This is a genomic window from Paractinoplanes globisporus DSM 43857 (genome assembly GCF_000379645.1).
Classification (GTDB): domain Bacteria; phylum Actinomycetota; class Actinomycetes; order Mycobacteriales; family Micromonosporaceae; genus Actinoplanes; species Actinoplanes globisporus.
The window spans coordinates 244,025-265,823 of sequence record NZ_KB903357.1; the positions used below are offsets into that span (position 1 = coordinate 244,025).

The 21,799-nt window shown below is 70.5% G+C and carries 18 protein-coding genes; 10 read left to right on the forward strand and 8 right to left on the reverse strand.

The window, feature by feature from the left end; translation table 11 throughout:
- Positions 1-17 precede the first annotated feature (17 nt).
- Entirely contained in the window at positions 18-644 is a 627-nt protein-coding gene (locus A3CQ_RS0148935; protein WP_020518314.1) for a TetR/AcrR family transcriptional regulator, read from the forward strand.
- 27 nt (positions 645-671) lie between these two features.
- Here A3CQ_RS0148935 and A3CQ_RS0148940 read toward each other — a convergent pair whose 3' ends face one another.
- Both A3CQ_RS0148940 and A3CQ_RS0148945 read right to left on the reverse strand, forming a co-directional pair.
- Complete coding sequence (locus A3CQ_RS0148940; protein ID WP_020518315.1) at positions 672-1,370, reverse strand: hypothetical protein; 699 nt, start codon at positions 1,368-1,370, stop codon at positions 672-674.
- 77 nt (positions 1,371-1,447) lie between these two features.
- Positions 1,448-2,839 carry an MFS transporter gene (locus tag A3CQ_RS0148945; protein ID WP_020518316.1) on the reverse strand — a complete coding sequence of 464 codons (1,392 nt, stop codon included), beginning with the start codon at positions 2,837-2,839 and terminating at the stop codon, positions 1,448-1,450.
- 125 nt (positions 2,840-2,964) lie between these two features.
- Between A3CQ_RS0148945 and A3CQ_RS56645 the strand changes: the two genes are divergently transcribed.
- On the forward strand, positions 2,965-3,600 hold the full coding sequence (locus A3CQ_RS56645) for an NAD(P)-dependent oxidoreductase (RefSeq protein ID WP_020518317.1): 636 nt from the start codon (positions 2,965-2,967) through the stop codon (positions 3,598-3,600).
- Positions 3,601-3,638: 38 nt separating this feature from the next.
- Here the strand turns inward: A3CQ_RS56645 and A3CQ_RS0148955 are convergent, their stop codons facing one another.
- Both A3CQ_RS0148955 and A3CQ_RS0148960 read right to left on the reverse strand, forming a co-directional pair.
- A complete protein-coding gene (locus A3CQ_RS0148955; RefSeq protein ID WP_051115569.1) occupies positions 3,639-4,367 on the reverse strand; it encodes a peptidylprolyl isomerase in 729 nt (242 codons plus the stop codon).
- Positions 4,368-4,413: 46 nt separating this feature from the next.
- Entirely contained in the window at positions 4,414-5,400 is a 987-nt protein-coding gene (locus A3CQ_RS0148960) for an aldo/keto reductase (RefSeq protein ID WP_020518319.1), read from the reverse strand.
- A gap of 227 nt (positions 5,401-5,627) precedes the next feature.
- Between A3CQ_RS0148960 and A3CQ_RS56650 the strand changes: the two genes are divergently transcribed.
- Positions 5,628-6,128 carry an Lrp/AsnC family transcriptional regulator gene (locus A3CQ_RS56650; protein ID WP_211216831.1) on the forward strand — a complete coding sequence of 167 codons (501 nt, stop codon included), beginning with the start codon at positions 5,628-5,630 and terminating at the stop codon, positions 6,126-6,128.
- Here the strand turns inward: A3CQ_RS56650 and A3CQ_RS56655 are convergent.
- Together A3CQ_RS56655 and A3CQ_RS0148975 are read right to left on the reverse strand one after the other, a co-directional pair.
- Positions 6,118-8,301, reverse strand: a complete 2,184-nt coding sequence (locus tag A3CQ_RS56655; RefSeq protein WP_157297219.1) for a CBM35 domain-containing protein — start codon at positions 8,299-8,301, stop codon at positions 6,118-6,120. The two genes, A3CQ_RS56650 and A3CQ_RS56655, sit on opposite strands and share 11 nt — an antisense overlap.
- A gap of 91 nt (positions 8,302-8,392) precedes the next feature.
- Complete coding sequence (locus tag A3CQ_RS0148975) at positions 8,393-9,406, reverse strand: LacI family DNA-binding transcriptional regulator (RefSeq protein WP_020518322.1); 1,014 nt, start codon at positions 9,404-9,406, stop codon at positions 8,393-8,395.
- 226 nt (positions 9,407-9,632) lie between these two features.
- Here A3CQ_RS0148975 and A3CQ_RS0148980 point away from each other — a divergent pair, with 226 nt between their 5' ends.
- From A3CQ_RS0148980 to A3CQ_RS0148995, 4 genes are read left to right on the forward strand one after another with little or no spacing between them, the layout of a single operon-like run.
- Complete coding sequence (locus A3CQ_RS0148980) at positions 9,633-10,889, forward strand: sugar ABC transporter substrate-binding protein (RefSeq protein WP_020518323.1); 1,257 nt, start codon at positions 9,633-9,635, stop codon at positions 10,887-10,889.
- Positions 10,886-11,767 carry a carbohydrate ABC transporter permease gene (locus tag A3CQ_RS0148985; RefSeq protein ID WP_020518324.1) on the forward strand — a complete coding sequence of 294 codons (882 nt, stop codon included), beginning with the start codon at positions 10,886-10,888 and terminating at the stop codon, positions 11,765-11,767. The genes A3CQ_RS0148980 and A3CQ_RS0148985 overlap by 4 nt, the downstream gene beginning before the upstream one ends.
- Positions 11,764-12,573, forward strand: coding sequence for a carbohydrate ABC transporter permease (locus tag A3CQ_RS0148990; RefSeq protein WP_020518325.1), 810 nt, complete (start codon positions 11,764-11,766; stop codon positions 12,571-12,573). The genes A3CQ_RS0148985 and A3CQ_RS0148990 overlap by 4 nt, the downstream gene beginning before the upstream one ends.
- A gap of 27 nt (positions 12,574-12,600) precedes the next feature.
- On the forward strand, positions 12,601-14,313 hold the full coding sequence (locus A3CQ_RS0148995) for an amylo-alpha-1,6-glucosidase (protein ID WP_020518326.1): 1,713 nt from the start codon (positions 12,601-12,603) through the stop codon (positions 14,311-14,313).
- On the opposite strand, the gene A3CQ_RS58365 is transcribed toward A3CQ_RS0148995, so the two are convergent.
- Positions 14,221-15,075: a DedA family protein gene (locus A3CQ_RS58365; protein WP_157297221.1), complete on the reverse strand. Its 855-nt coding sequence runs from the start codon at positions 15,073-15,075 to the stop codon at positions 14,221-14,223. The genes A3CQ_RS0148995 and A3CQ_RS58365 overlap by 93 nt on opposite strands.
- A 136-nt stretch (positions 15,076-15,211) precedes the next feature.
- On the opposite strand from A3CQ_RS58365, the gene A3CQ_RS0149005 reads away from it, so the two are divergent.
- From A3CQ_RS0149005 to A3CQ_RS56665, 3 genes are all read left to right on the forward strand, one after another.
- Positions 15,212-16,456, forward strand: coding sequence for an SGNH/GDSL hydrolase family protein (locus A3CQ_RS0149005; RefSeq protein WP_020518328.1), 1,245 nt, complete (start codon positions 15,212-15,214; stop codon positions 16,454-16,456).
- Between the two features lie 91 nt (positions 16,457-16,547).
- Complete coding sequence (locus A3CQ_RS0149010) at positions 16,548-17,780, forward strand: FIST signal transduction protein (RefSeq protein WP_020518329.1); 1,233 nt, start codon at positions 16,548-16,550, stop codon at positions 17,778-17,780.
- Positions 17,781-17,793: 13 nt separating this feature from the next.
- Positions 17,794-19,983 (forward strand): putative bifunctional diguanylate cyclase/phosphodiesterase, encoded by a 2,190-nt coding sequence (locus A3CQ_RS56665; RefSeq protein WP_020518330.1) that lies wholly within the window; start codon positions 17,794-17,796, stop codon positions 19,981-19,983.
- 71 nt (positions 19,984-20,054) lie between these two features.
- Here the strand turns inward: A3CQ_RS56665 and A3CQ_RS0149020 are convergent, their stop codons facing one another.
- Complete coding sequence (locus tag A3CQ_RS0149020) at positions 20,055-21,689, reverse strand: FAD-dependent oxidoreductase (RefSeq protein WP_020518331.1); 1,635 nt, start codon at positions 21,687-21,689, stop codon at positions 20,055-20,057.
- Positions 21,690-21,799 lie beyond the last annotated feature (110 nt).

Sequence of the window (21,799 nt, forward strand, 5' to 3'; positions counted from 1 at the left end):
TGGTCGGAGGGAAGAACGTGGCGACGTCGGCGAGCGGCACCCGCACCGCGGCTCCGCGAGCGCAGCGTGCGGACGCCCGCCGCAGCGTCCAGGCGATCCTCGACGCGGCCGTGACCTGCCTCGCTCGCGATCCCGAGGCGAGCGTCGTGGACATCGCCGCGGCCGCGGGCGTCGGGCGCGTCACGCTCTACGGTCACTTCAAGACCCGCGCCGAGCTGGTCGACGCCGCCCTGGTGCGCACGATCGAGCGGGCCGACCAGGTTCTGGCCGCGACCGACACGGCCGGTGACCCGGTGGAGGCGCTCACCCGCCTGGTCGCGTCGTCGTGGCAGATCGTGGACCAGTTCCGCAACGTTCTGCTGGCCGCGCAGCGTGAGCTCCCCGCCGATCGCATCCGCAGCGTGCACGACCGTGTCCTGCGCCGGGTCCGGGCACTGGTCGAGCGGGGACAGCGCACCGGGGCGTTCCGCACCGACCTGCCGAAACGCTGGCTGATCACGACGGTTTTCAGTCTCATGCACGCCGCGGCCGAGGAGGCCGCCGCCGGCCGCGTCAAGGTCGACCAGGTTCCGGGGCTCATCTCGGCCACCCTGATCGCCGCCTTCACTCCACCCGGCGAGAACGCCCGTACGCCTCTCGGCTGATGCGCGCATCGGTCGATGCTGCGATGGTCACGCGAGCTCCGTCCGGGCGGCGGCTGCGGTCGCCCGGTGGATCTGGCCGCCGGATCGGCCGAGCATGAGGTATCCGAACGCGTACGGCGCGGCGCCGGCGATTTCCAGGACCGACGTGACCATCGAGTGTGGTCCGAAGCCGAACAGCGCCACCGTGCCGCCGATCGCGTACAGCACGCCGCCGAAACCCAGCAGCAGGCCGGTCCACCGCTGCCCGGAACGGTTGAGCTGCATGGCGAGCAGAACGTACCCCAGCGGAAAGAGGACGTTGGCGGCCAGCACGATGATGCCGCCCTCGACGTCGAGGTCTCCGGAAGTGTGCACGAGGTCGGGCGCGTACCTGGCCGTCACCGGGTTGTGGCCGCCGTCGTAGACGATGAGGCCGAACCAGAGGACGGTGCCGGCCAGCGCGGTGAACCATGCGGCAAGCCCGCGCGCGCGGAGCCCGCCCATGCCCAGAGCCAGCGCACCGGCGAGGCAGATCGCCTGGATGAGCAGGCTGATCGCTTCCATGGAGTGGGTAAAGGCGTACCAGCCGGCGTGCGCCGCGATGTCATGACCGTCGCGTGCCGGGTGCAGGATCACGGTGACCAGGAAGAGCGGCCCTCCGATCGTCGCAGTCAGCCGCACGATGGCCCGTACGAGCCGGGTGTCGATGGCATCCGCGGCAGGGTGTGCCGAGCGGTCGGCGCTCATGTTTGTTCTCCTCGTTTCCCAATTCGAGTCGTTGGCAGCTGTCCGGCCCTGCTGGGCGCGGGTGTGGTGGTTCGGCGTCAATGGACGGGGTGTGGCGCGTCCATAGGTGCGACCCCGGCCGGTACCACCCATAGGCTGAGCGCCGCCGCGGCCACGGCCCCGGCCGCGGCGGCCGCGAGGGCGAGGGTGACGCCGGCCGTGCTGATCTCGCCGGCCGTGCCCGTCGCGGCCGCGGTGGACAGAAGGGCGACCCCGAGCGCTCCGCCGAGTTCGTGGAAGGTGTTCACGACTCCCGATCGCGTCCCCGCCTCGCTCGGGGTGACATCGGCCAGTGCCGTCGTGACCGCCGTGACCATGGCGGCGCCGGCACCGATCGCCGCCAGGCTCAGCCCCGCCACCATGCCGGCCGGACCGTCCGCGACGGCCGCCAGCGCGCAGCCGCCCGCGATGATCGCCAGCGAGCCGACGGCGAGCGCTCGCCGGTCGACCTTCGGCACGGCCCGGCTGCCGCTGTGTGCCCCGATGATCGTGCCGAGCGCGATCGGCAGGAAGGCCAGGCCCGTCCGGGCGGCGCTGTAGCCGTGCAGACGCTGGAGGGAGAAGGACCCGAGGAAGAACATGCCCACCAGCAGCCCGGTGGCGACCAGCATCAGCAGCGCCGCGGCAAGTACGGGGCGACGGGTCAGCAGCCGCGGCGGCATCAACGGTGCCGCGGCCGCCCGTTCGACCGCGGCGAAGACCCCGTAGAGCAGCGCCGCCGCGGCCAGCGGCACGAGCGACGACGCCGCGAGCCAGCCGTTTCCACCGGCGTTGACGAGCCCGTAGATCGCGGCACCCGTGGCGAGGGTGACCGACAGCGCGCCGGCCACGTCGATCGCACCACGTCCGGCGCGGAGCCGGCGATCGGCGGGAAGCAGGATGGGCAGCAGCGCCAGGAGAGCCAGTCCGGCCGGCACGTTCATGACGAACACCCACCGCCAGCCCGGGCCGGACGCCAGCAGGCCGCCGAGGACCACCCCCAGCGCGGAGCCGGCACCACCGACGGCCGCCCAGACGCCGTACGCCCGTGCCCGGTCCTTGCCGGAAAAGGTCGTGCTGACCACCGACAGCGCGGCCGGCGACATCAGCGCCGCGCCGATCCCCTGCGCCGCACGCCCGGCCAGCAGCATGGTCCCGCCGGTCGCGAGCCCGCAGACCAGGGACGCGCCTACGAAGATCACCAGCCCGCCGATGAGGATCCGCCGGGCCCCGAACTGGTCGGCGGCGCGCCCGCCGAGCAGCATGAGGCCGCCGAACGTCAGCGTGTACGCCGTCAACACCCACGGCACGACCCCGCGAGGCAACGCCAGGTCGGCGCCGATGTCCGGCAGAGCCACGTTCACGACCGTCACGTCGAGGACGAGCATGAGCTGAGCCACGCTCAGCAAGCCGAGCAGCCACCATCGGCGCCGATCCGGCGTACCCACCATGGCCGATCCTTTCCCCAGGTTCCACTAACTTGAACAACCACGTTCGAGTTGTAAGCTAGCAGGAACTCGTACACCGGTGTTCAACCTGTGCGACGATATGGCTCAACTCACGGCATGGAGGAACGATGCGGATCGCGCTGTTCGGGGCGACCGGAGGCACCGGGCGACAGTTCATTCGGCAGGCTTGCGCCGCGGGCCATGAGGTCACGGCGGTGGTCCGGGACCCGGACCGGCTCACCGAGTCCCATCCGGGCCTGAGCCTGGTGGAGGCCGACGTCATGGACCCCGCCGCGATCGGCCCCGCGATCGCCGGCCACGACGCCGTGGTCTCCGCGGTGGGGTCCCGGGACGGCCGGGCGCCGACCACCGTCTGCGGCGACAGCGCGGCCAGTATCGTCCAGGCCATGAGCAAGGCGGGCGTACGCCGCCTGGTGGTGGTCAGCGCCGGCACCCTCACCACCGACGGCGACGGCCCGCTGACCCGCCTGGTTCTGAAGCCGCTGCTGGCGACCCTGCTGCTGAAGAACACGATCGCCGACAAGCGCCGGATGGAGGAGGTCGTGCGCGCCGGCGACCTGGCGTGGACGATCGTGCGCCCGCCGATGCTCAACGACGGGCCGCACACCGGCACGTACCGGACCGTTGTCGGCCGCAACGTGCGCGGCGCTTTCCGCGTCTCGCGTGCCGACCTCGCCGACTGCCTCCTGCGGTGCGTGACCGGCGGGGAGCCGATCAACGCCGCCCTCGGCATCGGAAGCTGACCGGCTCCGCGGCTAGCCGGTCACTGATGGCGTCGTGCTCAGTGAAGCGCCCTCAGGATCTCGGTGCGCCGCGCCGGCGCGCCGTCGACGGGCGCCGGATCGTCGGCGGTGGGCTCCACTCCTCTGGCGGCGACGCGGTCGAGCGTGCGCAGACCCACCGGGCCGACCGTGCCGAAGATCGTGTAGTTCGGCCGCAACGCGGAGTCGGCGTACACAAGGAAGAATTGGCTGCCGTTGGTGTCCGGTCCGGCGTTGGCCATGGCCAGAACGCCCCGGGCATAGACGCGGCGCGCGCCGGTCGGGTCGGTCGGCGCGGGTGGCAGGTTTGTCGGCAGTTCGTCCTTGTAGCGGTAGCCGGGGCCGCCCTCACCCGTGCCCGTTGGGTCGCCGCATTGCAGCACGCTCAGCGTCGGGTACGCGGTCAGCCGGTGGCAGATCGTGCGGTCGTAGAAGCGGTGCCGGATCAGGTGCAGGAAACTCTGCACCGTACACGGCGCCGCGGCCCGGTCGAGTCGCAGCGGGATCGGGCCGAGGTTGGTGAGCAGCAGCGCGTACGCGATGCCGTGGCTCGGCGTCGGCGACGGGTCGCGGGGCAGCGGCACCGGACGTGCGGCGGGATCGTCCGGTGTCGGCGTGTATTGGCACGGGCCGCCGGTGGGCTGCGACGGGACCGCGCCGGTCGCGAGTGCCGGCCCGGCGGAACCAACGCCGAACGCGACCAGCGCGAGGATCACGACAACTACTCGGTGGAGAAATGTCTGGATCACCTGCCCTGTCTAATCGATGGCCATTGATATGATCAAGCACGGGAGGCTAGGAATGGCCGTACGGTGCCCGCGGGCGGTACGGGGCCTCCAGCCGTGCCACCTCCTCGTCGCTGAGGGACAGGTCGGCGGCGGCCAGGGCGTCGTCGAGGTGGTGGGGCTTGGTCACTCCGACGATGGGGGCGGCCACCGGCGGCTTGCCCAGCACCCAGGCCAGCGCGAGCTGCGCGGGCGGCAGGGCGCGTTCGGTGGCGACCGAGCGCAGCGCGTCGACGATGTCGAAGTCGCGGTCGTTCTCCTCCTCCCACAATTTGTCACCGAGCTCGGCGATCGCCCGCGGCGTGTGCCGTACGCCGCCGCGTTCGCGGGCGCCGGCGAGGAGGCCCCGGGCCAACGGGCTGTACGGCAGCACACCCACCCCGTCTTCGGCGCAGAACGGGAGCATCTCCCGCTCCTCCTCGCGGTAGACGAGGTTGTAGCGGGTCTGCATCGACACGAAGCGGGTCCAGCCGCCGGCCCGGGCCGTGTACTGCGCCTTTGCGAACTGCCACGCGTACATCAGGGAGGCGCCGAGGTAGCGGACCTTGCCCGCGCGTACGACATCATGCAAAGCCGCCATGGTCTCCTCGATGGGTGTTTCGGGGTCCCACCGGTGGATCTGGTAGAGGTCGATGTGGTCGGTGCCCAGCCGCCGCAGCGAGGCGTCGACGGCGTCCATGATGTGTTTGCGGGACAGTCCGCGGTCGTTGGCGCCGGGCCCCATCGGGTAGTAGAGCTTGGTGGCGAGGACATAGTCGCTGCGCCGGCCGAAGAGTTTGCCGAGCAGCCGTCCGGTGATCTCCTCGCTGGCGCCGTCGGAGTACATGTCGGCGGTGTCGAAGAACGTCACCCCGGCATCCACCGCGCGCCGGACGATCGGCTCGGCCGCGTCCTGGGACAGGTACCACGCCTCGGCGCTCGGATCTCCGTAGCTCATCATGCCCAGGCCGATCCGCGACACCTTCAGACCGGACAAGCCCAAACGGACGTACCGCATCGTCGTCCTCTCCATCGAGTTCGTTGATGGGAGTTATCTTCCGAAGCACGGGACGCCGCGTGAAGGGGAAGATGAAGGTCGGAGACCCGACTTCCCTACAGATCCAAGGCGTCGTCGGCGGTCCACCGTCAGGCCGCTCCCGGCCGGCTCCCGCGCGGGGGTAGCTTCCAAAGGAAGGACAATATGAAGGTCGGAGGGTCTACGTGCCTGGAGATCCAAGGGCAAGGCTGCTGGATCCCGTCAACCTGCGTCTTTTGTCCGAGTTGACGGACAACCCGCGCCTGTCGATGTCGGAACTCGCCCGCCGGGTCGGCATGTCCGCGCCCGCCATCACCGAACGCGTGCAGCGGCTGGAAACCGCGGGCGTCATCGCCGGGTACCGGATGCACATCGACCCGGCCGCGCTCGGCATGCCGATAACCGCGCTGGTCCGCATCCGGCCCGGCCCCGGCCAGCTGCCCAAGATCGCCCAGGCGGCACAGGAGACGGCACAGGTGGTCGAGTGCTATCGCATCACCGGCGAGGACTGCTTCCTGCTCAAGATGCACGCGCCGTCGATCGGCGAGCTCGAGGAGGTTCTCGACAAGTTCCTCCTCTTCGGACAGACGACCACCTCGATCGTGGTCTCCACACCCGTGCCGACCCGGCCGCTGCCGCTTCCGGCCGCGGCGGCGGAGCCCGTCCGTCGCCCGGACGGCGACGGACGGGTCGATGAATCTAGGGGCTGACGACTATGTGGTCGAGGTTGAACCAGCCCGTGTCGGAGGCCTGGTAGGAGACGGTGACCGTGTTGGTTCCGGCGGCGAGCTGGACGTCGGTGGTGGCGTCGGCCCAGGTGTTCCAGCTTCCGGTCAGTGGCAGGGCGATCTGCCGCTGGAAGGCGCCGTTGACGGAGACCGACGCCGTTCGGGTGCCGGCCGGTCCGTCGGGGCCGGCGCTGTAACGCAGATCCAGGGTGTACGTGCCGGCGACCGGCGCGCCGATCTGCTGGGTGGCGCTGGGTCCGGGTGCGGTGAAGCAGGCGACGAAGCCGGAGCCGGTGTACCCGGGGTGATCGGTGGCGGAGCAGGCGCCGCCGGCCAACGTTCCGGTTTCCGACTCACAGATGTCGCCGATGCCGCACGGCACCGCGATCTCGGCCGCGTCCTGCGCGGTGATCTTCCGACCGGGTACGGCCGCGGTGGCCGTGCCGGTCAACCGGTAGCCGCCGACGGGAAGGGCCGACGTCACCGTCACCCGGTAGATCGCGGTGGCCGTCCTGCCCGGTGCCAAGGTGGGCACGGTGGAGCATCCCCGGGCGCAGTGGACCGCGAGCGAGGCGGACGACGCCGTCAACGACAGCCGTACGTCGTGGTCGACGACGCCGCTGCTGTTGGTGAACGTGACCGGGACGTCGTAGGTGGCGCCCGCGGTCAGGGTTTCCGGCCCTTGGACGGTGACGGTCTGCGGGTCGTCCCAGGACAGGTAGACCGCGAACGCGTCGTGCGCGGCCTGGAAGTCAAACGGTATGGCCACCGTACCGCCGGAAATGGTCAGGGTTTTGTTGACGACGACCTGCGGCGCGTAGAGCGGCGTCCGGTCGGGAATCCGGTACACGGTGACGTGCAGCTGCTTGCCGTGCAGAAGCCATGGCGTCGACGACAGCCCCGTGAAGGTGACGGTGGCCGGGCCGGTATATCCATCTGAATCGCCGACCACGGCGACGGCGCGGTGCTGCGACGGGTCCTTCGCGGCCGAGATCGCGGTCGTGCCCACCTGGCCGGACGTGGCGACCAGCGAGCCGGTCAGATCGGCGTACGTGCGCATGGTCCACCAGTTACCGGTGGGCGCCCAGCCGCTGCCGGTCCGGGCGAGGACCCCGGTCAGGTTGGGGATCATGCAGCACTGCCAGTTGCCGCGCATCGCGTTGGTGTAGCCGGACTGCGCGAACCGTGCGAGGTACCAGGCGGTGACGCCGGCGGTCTGCCGGTCCGCGGGCTGATATTCGTTGGCCGACAGCGGGATCGGCCGCAGACCGGCGGCGGCGATGTCGCGATCGAGGTCCTGCGCGACCGTGACCGGGTCGTCGACGTCGCCTTCGTCGTGGTTGGTGATCATGTCGGGCACGGTGTGCGCCGCCTTGACGTGGGTCAGCCAGGTAGTCCATTCCTCCGGGATCCGGGCCGGGGTGAACGCGAAGGACGGACCGGCGATGGTGGCGTGCGGGGCGAGGCGCCGGATCTCCCGGTACGCGGTGTCCCACATCTGGAAGTACTGCGGCGTGTTGACCCCGGGTCCCCAGAAGAACGAGAACTCCGGCTCGTTCCAGATGTCGAAGGCGAAGTTGACGCCGGAGCCCTTGAGCGCGCCGATCGTGGTGTCGAGGAACGTGATCCAGTTGGAGCAGTCCCCGTCGGCGCAGGGCCAGACCGTGTCGGCAGGCTCGCCGGCGTTGGCGCCGTACAGGTCGCTGAGCAGCAGTTGGTACTGCACCGGGCGGTCGGACGACTTCCGGAGCCGCTTGGCCTGCGCGATGATCGAGGCGATGTCCGCCTTGGTCGCGTCGCCGTACTGATACTTGTCCTTGATCCAGCCGCCGGAGAACCAGCCGCCGCCGCGGAAGGCGTTGACGTGCAACGGTTTCAGGTACTGGTCGTCGGGTTGGCTGCCGTCCTCGGTGAGGCCGTAGAGAAAGCCTTCACCGACGCCGGTCGCCGGCCCGGTCGTCTCGGCCAGGTTCACACCGAGCGCCTTCACCGGCGCCGGGTCGGCGGCGGCGGCGCTTCCGGCAGCGGCCGGGCTCCCAGCGGCGGCGCTTCCGGCAGCGGCCGGGCTCCCAGCGGCGGCGAGCAAGGGCACCGTCAGCGCCAGGCTCAGCACCGCCGCCTGGACGCGGCGGCCAAGTCTCGATCGGGGTGTCATCGGACAATCACCTCTTCTACTGCACGTGCGGAGGGCAGGAGTGATCGCCACGCCGGCCCGGTTGGCGCGGCGCGTGGGAGGTGGACGCGGATTACCTGATGGGGACGGGTCCGGTACTCGCGCGTAGCGAGATCGGCGGGGTCAGCAGGAGATGGCGAACGGGCGCGTCCGGCGCCGCGATGCGTTCCAGCAGCAGGTCGACGGCGCTCGTGCCCATCTCCAGCGTCGGCACGTCGGCCGCGGTGAGCTGCGGGCGGAAGTCCTCGGCCCAGTGCCGGGCGGCGACACCCGCGATCGAGAAATCACGGGGGACGCTGACCCCGGCGCGCTCCAGTCCCCGCTGAATACCGGGCAGCGCCGCCTCGTTGACGGTGACCGCGGCGGTGATCTCGGGGTGGTCCTCGCGGAGCCGCTCGATGCAGGTCTCCCCGGCCGGGGCGTCGTCGCCGCAGGTCAGGGCGGTGCTGGTGAGGCCGCGCTGGGCCACGGCCTCGGCGAAGCCCTCGAGGGCCCGGTGCGCGGGGCCGTAGCCGGCGGCGACCAGTTCCGCCGACCGGTTGATCAGGGCGATGTCGCGGTGGCCGAGGTCCGCGAGGTGGTGGACGCAGCGGGCGATGAGGGTGGCGTAGTCGACGTCGACCCAGCAGGTGCCGTGCGGGTTGGCGGTGTGCCCGATGGTGACGAAGGGCAGGCCGGCCTGCTGCAGCCGGGCGACGCGCGCGTCCTCGAGCCGGATCTCCATGAGGATCACCCCGTCCACCCGCCGGCCGGAGACCACCCGCTCGAACGAACGGTCGTGATCACCGCCGGACGGCGACAGCAGCACGTCCAGGTCGGCGTGGGCGGCCGCCTCGACGACGCTGGCGACGAAGCCGAGCTGCATGTCGGTCAGGCGCAGGCTGGCCGGCGGGATGACCAGACCGAGGGTACGGGTACGGCCCTCCTTGAGTGCCCGGGCGGCGGCGTTGGGCCGGTAGTCCAGCTCGTCGATCACCGCCTGGATCCGCCGCCTGGTCTCCTCGGTCACCGGCCGCTTGCCGCTGAGCGCGTAGGACACGGTGCTGCGGGACACGCCGGCCCGCCGGGCGATCTCGCCGATGTTCATCGCGTCCTCCTGCCTCGGGTCTGGACATCATGACGCAGCGACCGGCCGGGCCGGACTCCGGGACACCACTGCGTCGAATCGGTTCGCGGCAAACGTATGACCGCGTGCCGAAGTATGTCAATACCGGAACGCAGGCCTTGACCACGGCCGCATGAGCGATCTACCGTCCCGTCGAATCGGTTCGTCGAATCGGTTCGCACCCCCACAGGTGAAGGGGCTCAACCTCATGAAGATCACTCGTCGCGGACGCCGGCACGCGGCCGTCGCACTGTCCGCCGTCCTCCTGACCACCATGGCGACTGCCTGTTCGTCCGGCTCGTCCGGTTCATCCGGCTCGGGCGGCACCACCGCGAGCGGCACCTACCAGATCTGGGATCCGTATCCGCAGTTCGACGACAGCTCGGCGTGGGTGACACTGCTGACCAAGTGCGGCACGGACGCGGGCGTGACGGTCAAACGCACGGGCTATGACACCTCGGATCTGACGAACAAGGCGCTGCTCGCCGCCCAGCAGGGCAACTCCCCCGACGTGCTGATCGTCGACAACCCGGTCGTCTCCACCCTGGCCGAGGCCGGCGTGCTCACCACCACCGACGAGACCAAGATCGACACTTCGGCCGTCGAGCCCAACCTGCTGGCGGCCGGACAGTTCGACGGTAAGACCTACGGCATTCCGATCGGGGCAAACACGCTGGCCCTTTACTACAACAAGAAGGTTCTCGACGCGGCCAAGGTCGACCCGGCCACCATCAAGGACTGGGCTTCGTTGACGGCGGCGCTGGAGAAGGTGAAGGCGGCCGGCAAGAAGGGCATCACGTTCTCGGCGATCGGCACCGAGGAGGGCTCGTTCCAGTTCCTGCCCTGGTTCTGGGGCTCGGGCGCCAACCTCACCCAGCTCGGCTCGCCGCAGGCCGTCGCCGCGCTGAGCCTCTGGACGGACTGGCTGAAGAAGGGCTACGCCCCCAACTCGGTCATCAACAACACGCAGACCACCAGCTGGCAGGAGTTCGCCACCGGCGACTTCGCGTTCAGCGAGAACGGCACGTGGCAGCTGGCCAACGCCAAAAAGACCGGTTTCGAGTACGGCATCATCCCGATCCCGTCCCAGGCCGGCGGCACGGCCCCGGCGCCCACGGGCGGTGAGTTCGTCACCGCACCGGTGCAGAAGGACACCGGCCGCTACGCCACCGCTGAGAAGATCATCAGCTGCTTGACCAGCTCAGACAACGCGCTCACGACGGACACCACCCTGTCGTACGTCGCCGCCACCGACGCCGTGCAGCAGAAGCAGGTCGCGCAGAACCCGGAGCTGAAGGTCTGGGTCGAGGCGGTCGGGGCCGCGAAGGGCCGGACCAGCGACAACCTCGGCACGAAGTACCCGAAGATCTCCGAGCCGATGTGGACCGCCGTGCAGGCCGCGCTGAGCGGATCCCAGTCGCCCCAGGACGCGCTGACCGCCGCCCAGTCGACGGCCGCCAAATGAAATCCGGTCGGTGGACGGCCTGGGCGTTCCTCGCCCCGGTCGTCCTCTACCTTGCCGCCTTCTACGCCTACCCGCTCTACCGCAACCTCGACCTGAGCCTGCGCAACTACACCGTGCGCTCGTTCGTGCAGGGCGGTGCGCCGTTCGCCGGCTTCGGCAACTACGCCCAGCTGTTCGAGAGCCCCACCTTCGGGCCGGCGCTGGCGCACACCGTGGTGTTCACGCTCGTGTCGATCCTCTTCCAGTTCTCCATTGGTATGGCCTTAGCGGTGTTCTTCACCCAGACCTTTCCGCTGTCGGCGATGTTGCGCGCGCTGTTCCTCGTACCGTGGCTGCTGCCTTTGATCGTGAGTGCGTCGACCTGGTCGTGGATGCTCAACAGCGACTCGGGGATCGTCAACTGGGCGCTCGGACTCGCCGGTGCCGGCCCGGTCAACTGGCTCACCTCGCCGCACTGGTCGCTGGTGTCGGTGATCATCGCGAATGTCTGGATCGGCATACCGTTCAACCTGGTCGTGCTCTACAGCGGTCTGCAGGCTATTCCGTCCGACATCCACGAGGCGGCGGCGCTGGACGGCGCGAGCGGATGGCAGCGCTTCTGGCGGGTCACGTTCCCGCTGCTGCGGCCGGTCTCGGCGATCACGCTCCTGCTCGGTCTGATCTACACGCTGAAGGTCTTCGACATCATCTGGATCATGACGAAGGGCGGCCCGACCGACTCCTCGACCACGTTCGCCACCTGGTCGTACCGGCTCGGTTTCGGCAGCCTGCTGCCGAAGTTCGGCCCGGGCGCCGCGGTCGGCAACCTGCTCATCGTGATCGCCCTGGCCTTCGGCCTGATCTACATCCGGGTGCAGCGACGGCAGGAGGCGCGGTGACCCGGCGGCTCAAGACCGCGGCCGGCGTCGCGCTCACCGCGATCATGCTGTTCCCGCTCTACTGGATGATCAACGTGTCCTTCACCCGGGACACCGACATGCGCGCCAGCCCGCCGCATCTGTTCCCGTTCGGCGGCACCGTCGAGGGTTACCGGGCGGTTCTCGACCAGCAGTTGCCCTACCTCGGCACGAGCCTGCTTGTCGGGGCCGGAACGGTGCTGCTCACCGTCGGCCTCGCCGCCCCGGCCGGATACTCGCTCGCGAGACTCCGCCCCCGCGGCGGGCGGGCGCTGAGCTTTGTTCTGCTGATCGCGCAGATGATCCCGGGCATCATCATGGCGATGGGCTTCTACGCGATCTATCTCAAAGCGGGCGTGCTCAACAGCGTGCCGGGGCTGATCCTGGCCGACTCGACGATCGCGGTCCCGTTCGGCGTGCTGATCTTCACGGCGTTCATGGCGGGCATCCCGGACGAGCTGACCGACGCCGCGAGGATCGACGGCGCCGCGACGTTCCGTATCTTCCGCTCGATCATCCTGCCGGTCAGCCGCAATGCGATCGTCACCGTCAGCCTGTTCGCCTTTCTCTGGGCATGGTCGGACTTCGTCTTCGCCAGCACCCTCGACGGCGGCGGCGCCCACCAGCCTGTCACGCTCGGCATCTACCACTACATCGGCAACAACAACCAGCAGTGGAACGCCATCATGGCGACCGCCGTGGTCGCCTCCATCCCCGCCGCGGTCCTGCTGGTCATCGCCCAGCGGTACGTCGCGGCCGGGGTCACCGCCGGCGCCGTAAAAGACTGAATGACTGAATGACTGAAAGCAGGCATCGTGCAAGGTCCTACCTTCGGCATCCGCGACATTCCGTTCTCGTACCGCGGATCGTGGTTCGACATATCCCCGGTCATCGCGGAGAAGACCCACGCCGACGACCTGCACCTGGTCTCCCATCAGACCGGCATGCACCCGGTGCTGCGTTTCGTCCCGCTGCACGGGGACGCGCGCGCGGAAACGCGAATCGTCGCCACCCCGTCGCTGCTGGCCTGGCATCACGAGAACCATCACATTGAACTGACCTATCAAGACGCAGACACCATTCGCGTACGGGGGAACGGCCTCGGGCTTCGCATCGACGTCGTCGCCGGCGCCCTGACCCCGTTCAGCGGGAGTTACCTGTACCGCGACCCGGTCGACGGCGCCTACGTGCTGACCTCCTACGAGACCGGGCGCCGGTATCGGATCACGGTGCTCGCCGGGACGTCCGCCGCCGCCGGGATCGAAGCTCTCGGCCCGCGGGACCGCCACCTCACCGTCGCCGGAGACGCGTGGGAGCTGGCCATCGAGGAGTACGACGCCGGCCGCTCCCCCTTCGTCGCCGCGCTCACTTTTGATCAGGCGGCCGCCGGGACCGCCCGGCAGTTCGGCGCCTTCGTGGACTCGGTAGCACCGTGGCGTGCGGCGGAGACTCCGGCCGCCGAGCTGGCGGCGTACGTCCTCTGGTCGGCCACGGTCGAGCCGGCCGGCTTCCTCGGCCGGCCCGGCGTGTTGATGTCCAAGCACTGGATGGACAAGGTCTGGAGCTGGGACCACTGTTTCAACGCGCTCGCCCTCGCCGCCGGCGATCCCGCCCTGGCCTGGGACCAGTTCCAGCTCCCGTTCGACCATCAGGACCCGACCGGCGCCCTGCCCGACTCGGTTGCCCACTCCGAGGTGCTCTACAACTTCGTCAAGCCGCCGATCCACGGGTGGGCGCTGAGCCGGCTGCGCGCACAACTCCCGCTCGGCGACGACCAATTGGTCCAGGTGTACGACCGACTGGCCGCGTGGACCCGGTTCTGGCTGGACCGCCGACGGGTGCCCGGTCACGACCTGCCGCACTACCAGCACGGCAACGACAGCGGCTGGGACAACGCCACCACGTTCGACGGCGACCGCGTCATCGAGACGGCCGACCTTGCCGCGTACCTCATCCTGCAACTGGCGGAGCTGCGAACCCTCGCCGCCGAGCTCGGCCGCCCCGACGAGGCCCGGCAGTGGGGCCACGAGCGCGAGACGGTACGGAAGGCAATGCTCGGCACGCTGTGGCAGGGCTCCCGGTTCGTCGCCCGCACCGCCGGCACCGGACGGCTGCGCGCCAGCGGCAGCCTGCTCGACCTCATGCCCATCGTGCTCGGCGCCGACCTGCCGCCGGACATCGGCGCCGAGCTGGCCGCCGGGATCGAACGGCACCTCACCGAACACGGCCTGGCCACCGAACCCGTCGATTCACCCGACTACGCGGCCGACGGATACTGGCGCGGCCCGATCTGGGCGCCACCGACCGTCCTGATCGAGGACGGCCTGCGCCGGGCCGGCCTGATCGACCTCGCCGACACCATCAGCCAACGCTTCCGGGCACTGTGCGAGAGATCCGGGTTCGCCGAGAACTTCGACGCCACCACCGGCGCCGGACTACGCGACCGCGCCTACACCTGGACCGCGAGCAGCTACCTCATCCTGGCCGCCGCTCACCAGCGCCGATCGGCCCAGCCCGTCGAGGCCTAGCCCCTCCAGGCCGAGCCAGCCCGGGCCGAGCCTGTCCCGGCCCAGCCCATGCTGGCCCAGCCCTTCCAGGGCCAGCTCGTCCGTGGCCAGCCCGTCCGTGGATAGCCCGTCCACGGCGCCGGCGCGGGTCTTGGCCGACCGGCCGGCGAAGGCCCGCCGGATCAGGCGGGCGCCCAACGGCACCACGCCGAGGCAGGTCGCGCCGATCGCGGTGAGCACCACCGTCACGCCGCCGGTCGTGTCGGCCCCCGCCGTCAGCGCGCCGAGCCCGGCGAAGGCGCCCACCCACAGGGCCGTGCCCAGCGCCGACCAGCCGAGGAAGCGCCCGAACGGCATCCGCACGATGCCGGCGACAATCGGCACGACGGCGTGGATGACGGCCACGAAACGCACCGCCACCAGCGCCGGGGCACCCCGATCACGCAGGTACGCCTCGGCCCGGTCGAAACGCTCGGCGCCGATCCGGCGACCCAGCCGCGTGCCGCGCAGACGCGGTCCGAAGGCGCGGCCCACGGCGTACCCGCAGATCTGCCCGGTCAGCCCGCCCGCCGTGCCGGCCACGACCGCGGCCGCGACACCGACCGGCCCGTGTGGCAGCGATCCGGCCAGCATGACCACGGACTCGCCCGGCACCAGCAGCCCGGCCAGGAAGGTCATCTCGATCCCGGTCGACACGAACGTGATCAGGAGAACCTTCCACTCGTCGAACGTGGAAAGTTGACCGACAAAGGCCGTCGCCGCGTTCACCAGGTCTGCGATCACCTGCTCAGCCTGGTTGATCTCCCCGCGCCGAGCCATCCGGCCATACCCCGATAAACCCCTGATACCGATGAGTTCGGATCGGCCAGACTGTCTAACTATCCAGACAGATCGATCAATACAGCGAAGAGAGGTAGGAATGAGCATCAGGGCTCTGCGCGCGACGCTCATCGCGCTGCTCACGTCGCTGGTGGTGGCCTCCATGACCGCCACGCCGGCCCAGGCACATCCCGGACGCCACTGGACCGCGACCTGGGAGACCGCGAACATCGCCGCGGCGCCGGATCCCTTCGGCGGCACGAACTGGGCGGACGGCTTCGAGAACCAGTCGCTCCGGCAGCCGGTCCGGGTCAGCCGCGGCGGCTCCGAGGTCCGCATCCGAATCTCCAATGTGTACGGCGCGGGACCCCTACGGGTGACCGGCGCCTCGATCGCCCGGGCCGCCGACGGCGCGGCGGTCCAGCCGGGCTCACTGCGCCCGGTGACCTTCAACGGGCGGCGTTCCACCGTCGTCCCGGCCGGCCGGCAGGCAAACTCGGACGCCGTGTCCCTGCGGGTCACGGCCTTGGAAGAACTGACCGTGACGCTGTACTTCGCCGACCGCACCGGACCGGCCACCTTCCACCCGTTCGCGCTCGCGACGTCCTACCGGGCCGCGGGCAACCATCTGACCGACAAATCCTCCGACGCTTATACCGAAACGTCGCAATCCTGGTACTACCTGGCCGGCGTGGATGTCTCCGGCCGGCCCGGCGACGCCGTCGTCGCGTTCGGCGACTCCATCACCGACGGGTCGTTCTCGACGCCGGACGCGAACAACCGCTATCCCGACGAGCTGGCCGAACGGCTGGTCGCCGCGGGAAGCCACAAGGCCGTTGTCAACGCGGGCATCGGCGGCAACAAGGTCCTCACCGACAACAACCCCGGGTTCGGCGACCGGGCCACCGCACGGTTCGGCCGCGACGCGCTCGGCCAGCCCGGTGTCCGTACGGTCATCGTGCTCGAAGGCATCAACGACATCGGCCTGGGCGAGGGGCCGGAGGCCGTGCCGGTCACCGCGCAGCAGCTGATCGGCGGGTACCGGACGCTGATCCGGGCCGCCCACGCACGCGGGGTCAAGATGATCGGCGCCACCATCCTCCCGTTCGCCGGGGTGATCTATCCCGGCTACTACACCGAGCGCGGCGAGCAGGTCCGCGACGCGGTCAACGACTGGATCCGTACCAGCGGCGAGTACGACGCGGTGGCCGACTTCGATCGGGCGCTCGCCGACCCCGCCGACCCCGACCGATTGAACCCGGCCTACGACGGCGGCGACGGTTTGCACCCGAACGACGCCGGCATGCGCGCCATGGCACAAACCATCGATCTCGACGAGCTGTAGACGGGACGCCCGGCGAAGTCCGCGGTCACGTGCCGGGACTTCGCCGGGCCGACCCGCTCATGTCCGGGTGGGCCGTGCCGATAGACGCGACATGGCCGATCTCATGCAGGACCACCTGAACCTCGACCAGCCCGGCGCCGACCGCGTGGAAGGTCGATGGTTCGGCGTCGGCTCGAGCACGGACTCCGATGGATTCACCGCCGGCGCCCAGGCCACGGCGGCCGCGGTCGCCGACCGGCCGGACGCGGGTCTGGTGCTCGTCTTCGCCCGCGAGTACATGGACATGACGGCGCTCATCGAGGGTGTCCGGGCCCACGCCGGCCCGGCGACGAAGATCGCGGGCTGCTCCACCGTCGAGCCGATGGCGACCTCGGGCGAGCCGGCCGACTTCTCGGTGTCGGTCGTGGCGTTCGGCGGCGACGGGTTCGGCTACGAGATCGCCGTCGGCCGTGATGTTCCGGGCAACGAGAGGGCCGCGGGCGGCGAGGCCGCATCGGGCCTGGCCCTGCTGGATCACCCACACAAGGTGCTGCTGCTGTTCGTCGACGCGCTTCTCGACGACAACGTGGAGATCGTTCGCGGCGCGTACGGCACCGCCGGCGCGGCCGTCCCGTTGATCGGCGGCGTGGCCAGCGACAACTGGCAGTTCGAACGGACCTGTCAGTTCGCCGGCGACAGCAACGGGGTGGAGATCCTCAGCGGCACGGTGGTCGGCGTCGCCATCGGCTCGCCGGCGCCGGTCGGGCTGGGCGTGGCGCACGGGTGGCGTCGATCCGGCGACCCCATGGTCGTCACGGACAGCGAGGGCCTGAAGGTCTTCGAGTTCGACAACGAGCCGGCCATGGACGTCTTCCTCGGCCGGATGGGCCTCGATCGCTCCGTGCTCGAGGGGTCGGACTCGTTCCGGCTCCGGGCGCTGGAGTGCCCGCTGGGCGTGGCGACCCGCTCCGGCGACGAGATCCGCGTCATCCAGGGGCTGGACCCGTCGGACGGCTCGGTGCTGGTCTCGGCCGGGATCCCGCAGGGCGGGCTGGCGTGGGTCATGGAGGGCGACGTCGAGTCGCTGGTGGCGGGCGCCACGGCGTCCTGCGCGGACGCCGTGCGTACGCTCGGCGACGCCACCCCGATCGGCCTGCTCACCTTCGACTGTGCCGTGCGCCGCCGCGAACTGGGACCCGTCGGCGTGCACCGGGAGATCGCCGAGATCGGGCGCGCCTTCCCGGGCATACCGTTCGGGGGCTTCTACTCGTACGGCGAGATCGCTCGATACCGCGGCGCGAACGGCATGCATCACCTCACGATGGTCTCTCTCGCTTTCGCGTGATGATGGGGATCCCATGACGGACCAATGGTCGGCATCGCAGCTGACCGAATACTTCGCGACCATCAGCGGCAGCGACGAGGAGAACGTCGTCGTGCAACTCGCCGTCGAGCGCGCCGCCGAGGTCCTCGACGCGGAGATCGCCGCCGTGGTCATCGACGGCACCGTGCGGGCCGCCTGGGGTCTCGGCGCCGGCGGGGCGGGCGGTGAGCTGCTCAGCACCCTCGCCTTCGCCCGGTCGGTGGAGCTGCCCGGGGTGGGGTCGATGCACACCTTCGCCGCGCGTCTCGGCCGGGGCACGCCGGACTTCCTCGTGGTCGGCCGCCGGGAGACGGCCCTGGAGGGAGCCGAGCGCCAGACCGTCCAGGCCATGGCGCAGCTGCTGAGCCTGGTGCTGCGCAACGTCCGCGCCCTGACCGCCGAGCGGACGATGCGCGAGCACGAGCTTCGGCTCGTGGCGGAGTTGCGTGCCCGGCAGCGCCTGCTGGAGCAGTTGCTCACCATCCAGCAGGCGGTGTCGGCGCGCCGTCCGCTCCCCGAAGTTCTCGACGCCGTGACGGCCGGTGCGGCCGAACTGTTGAATGGTTCTTCTGTAGTACTCGTTCTCGCCGAGCCCGGCGCGGCTCACGAACTGGCCGTGGTGTCCGGCGACGCAGGTCCCGGCGACGCGGTGCTCGACGTCGCCCGCGAGTCGATCAGCACGGGATCCCACGTCTCTCACGACGTACCGGCGCAAAGGTTTGGCCTTATAGCCACGCCGGTGTCCGTCGGCGGCACGATCGCCGGGAGCCTGGTCGCTGTGATCGACGGCGGTGCGGGCGGTGAGCAGGTGGACCTTCTCGTGGCGTTCGCCCAGCAGGCCAGCCTCGCCCTCACCGACGCACGCACCGTCGCGGCGGTGCGCCAGGCCCACCACGATCCGGTGACCGGCCTGCCCAACCGCACGCTGTTCCTCGAGCGCCTTCGCGACGCTCTCGCCGAGCGCCGCGACGACATCGTGCTGTTCATCGACCTCGACCGGTTCAAGGCGGTGAACGACAGCCTCGGCCACGCGGCCGGCGACGAGCTGCTGGCCGCCGTGTCCCGCCGCATCTCGGAACGCCTCCGGCCCACCGACACAGCGGCACGCATCGGCGGCGACGAGTTCGCCGTGCTCCTTCGTGACGCCTCGCTGGAGACGGCCGTGGCGGCGGCCGAGCGCCTGATCGACTCGCTCCGCCAGCCGTTCCGGATCGCCTCCCGCGACGTGCTGATCGGCGCGAGCGTCGGCGTCGCCGACCGCTGCGCCGGCGCCGACAACGCCGATGACCTGCTCAGCAACGCCGACGTCGCGATGTACGCCGCCAAGAAGGGCGGCGCCTCGCAGGTCGTGGTCTTCGAGCCGCGCATGCTCACCGAGACGGTCGCGGGGCTCGACATGCTCGCCGATCTGCAGCGCGCGTTGCATCAGGACGACCTCGAACTGCATTACCAGCCGCTTGTCGACCTCGGCAGCCTCCGGCCGATCGGCATGGAGGGCCTCATGCGGTGGACCTGCCCCCGCCGCGGTCTCGTGGCGCCGGCCGAGTTCATCCCGCTCGCCGAGGAGAGCAACCTGATCGTGGAGTTGGGACGGTGGGCGCTCGGGGAGGGCACCCGTCAGCTCGCGCAGTGGCTTCCCCGGTTCCCGGCGCTGCGGCTGAACCTGAACATCGCCCCGCGGCAGCTGCTCGACCGGGACTTCGTCCCGCACGTCGCCGACGTGCTCCGGACCGAGGGCGTCCCCGCCGCCGCCCTGACCCTCGAGCTGACCGAGACCGCGATGATGAAGGACCCGGACACGGCGGCCCACCAGATGCGGCAGCTCAAGGAGCTCGGCGTCAACCTGTCGGTGGACGATTTCGGCACCGGGTACTCGTCGCTGTCCTACCTTCGGCGCTTCCCCGTGGACGAACTGAAAATTGATCGGTCCTTTGTCGGTTCCATGAACCAGAACCCCGAAGACCTTGCGGTCGTACGCATGGTGATCGAGCTCGGCCGGGCATTGAGGCTGCAGACCGTGGCGGAGGGCATCGAGGACGCGGACCAGCTGGCCGTGCTTCGCCGCCTGGGCTGCCACCTCGGCCAGGGCTATCACCTCGCGCGCCCGCTCCCGGCGCAGGCCGCCACGAAGCACCTCCACGCGCACCTGAACAGCCGGCTGTCACATACCGCCCGGGCGGCCTGACCGCCGCGGGCGCACGACGAGCGGCTCTCGGCGAGGAACGGCCTCGACCCGACGGGACATCTCCGAAAACGTCAATGGTCTCGCAGATAGGCGTGCACCGCGGAGATCACCACCGAGCCCTCGCCCACCGCGGAGGCCACCCGCTTGACCGACCCGGCCCGCACGTCGCCCACGGCGAACAGGCCAGGCACCGAGGTCTCGAACGCACCGTGGGCCTTCACGAAACCCTTGTCGTCGAGGTCGATGCCCACGCCCTGCAGCCAGGTGGTTCGCGGCTGTGCGCCGATCATCGAGAACAGGCCGCCGGCCGCCAGGTCGACGTCCTCCTGCCGGCGCCCGTCCCGCCAGGTCAGGTGGGTGAGCCGGTCCTCGCCCCGCACGGCGGTCAGCTCCGACCGCGGGTGGACCGTGATCCGCTCGTGGTTGAGGAGGCGCTGGGCGAGGTAGCTCGACATAGTGTCGGTGAGACTGTCGCGGCGGATGAGGACGTGGACCCGGCGGGCGTGCCGGGTCAGGAACAGCGCCGCCTGGCCGGCCGAGTTGGCGCCGCCGACCACCACCACCTCGCGGCCGAGGCAGGCGCGGGCCTCGATCTCGGTGGCGGCGTAGTAGACGCCACGGCCCTCGAAGTCGGCGATGCCCGGGATCGGCAGTCGCCGGTACCGGACGCCGCTGGCGACGACCACGGCCCGGGCGGCGACGTCGTTCTGGTCGTCGAGCCGGACCTGGAATCCGTCCGCCGCCCGCGACAACCCGGTGACGGAGCGCGGCGAGACGAACCGTGCCCCGAACTTGACCGCCTGCAGCATCGCGGACCGGGCCAGCTCGCTGCCGGCGATGCCGCGGGGGAAGCCCAGGTAGTTCTCGATCCGCGACGAGGTGCCGGCCTGTCCGCCCGGCGCGACGTCCTCGACGAGCACGACGTCCAGCCCTTCGGAGGCACCGTAGACGGCCGCGGCCAGACCCGCCGGTCCGGCGCCGACGATCAGGAGGTCGCAGCGTGCCCGGTCGCCGACTCCGGAGAGGTCGAGACCGGTGGCGGCGGCCAGATCGCGGGTCGTCGGGTCGGCGAGGACCCGGCCCTGGCCGGTCACCACGGCCGCCCCGGTCGACGGGAGCGCGGTCGTCGCCGCGAGGCCGGCCCATGCCGGCTGGTCCGAGCGCAGCACCGTCCGGTACGGCAGGTGGTTGCGCTCGGCGAACTCCTGCAACCGATGCAGGCCGCGATCGTCGTCGCCGGCGAGGACGAGACCGCCCTCGCCCCACCGGGTCAGCATGCGCCGCCGGGCGTCGAACGCGGAGAGCAACAGGTCCCCGAGCTCCACGGAGGTGGCGATGAGCCGGCGCAGGTCCTCGACACGTACGCGCAGCAAGGTGCTCCCGGGCAGCGCCGCGCCCGCGAGGAAGGCCGGCTGCCCCATCAGCATCCCGAGCTCGCCGAGGAAGTCGCCGGGCTCCACCACGAACACGGTCCGGTCGTCGCGCCGGTCGATCAGGCAGATCCCGCCGGCGCGTACGAGATAGAAGTCGTACGACTCGCCGCCGTCCCACAGCACCTCGCCGGGCTCGGGCCGGATCACCTCGCCGGCCGACTCCAGCAGCTTGCGCTCGCCGTCGCCCAGCGCCGGCCAGGACTGGACGTCGATCTCGTCGGTCCGCCGGGAGGAGTAGCGGGTGCGCTCGTCGGGTGCCGGGACAGTGCTCACGTCGACCGAAGGTACGCGACGCCGCGGATGACCGCGGCGCGGCACCGGGAACACGGCGGGCTCGCGACCATTTTCCCGGGCCGGTGGGCAGTATATGGTAACGAGAACGC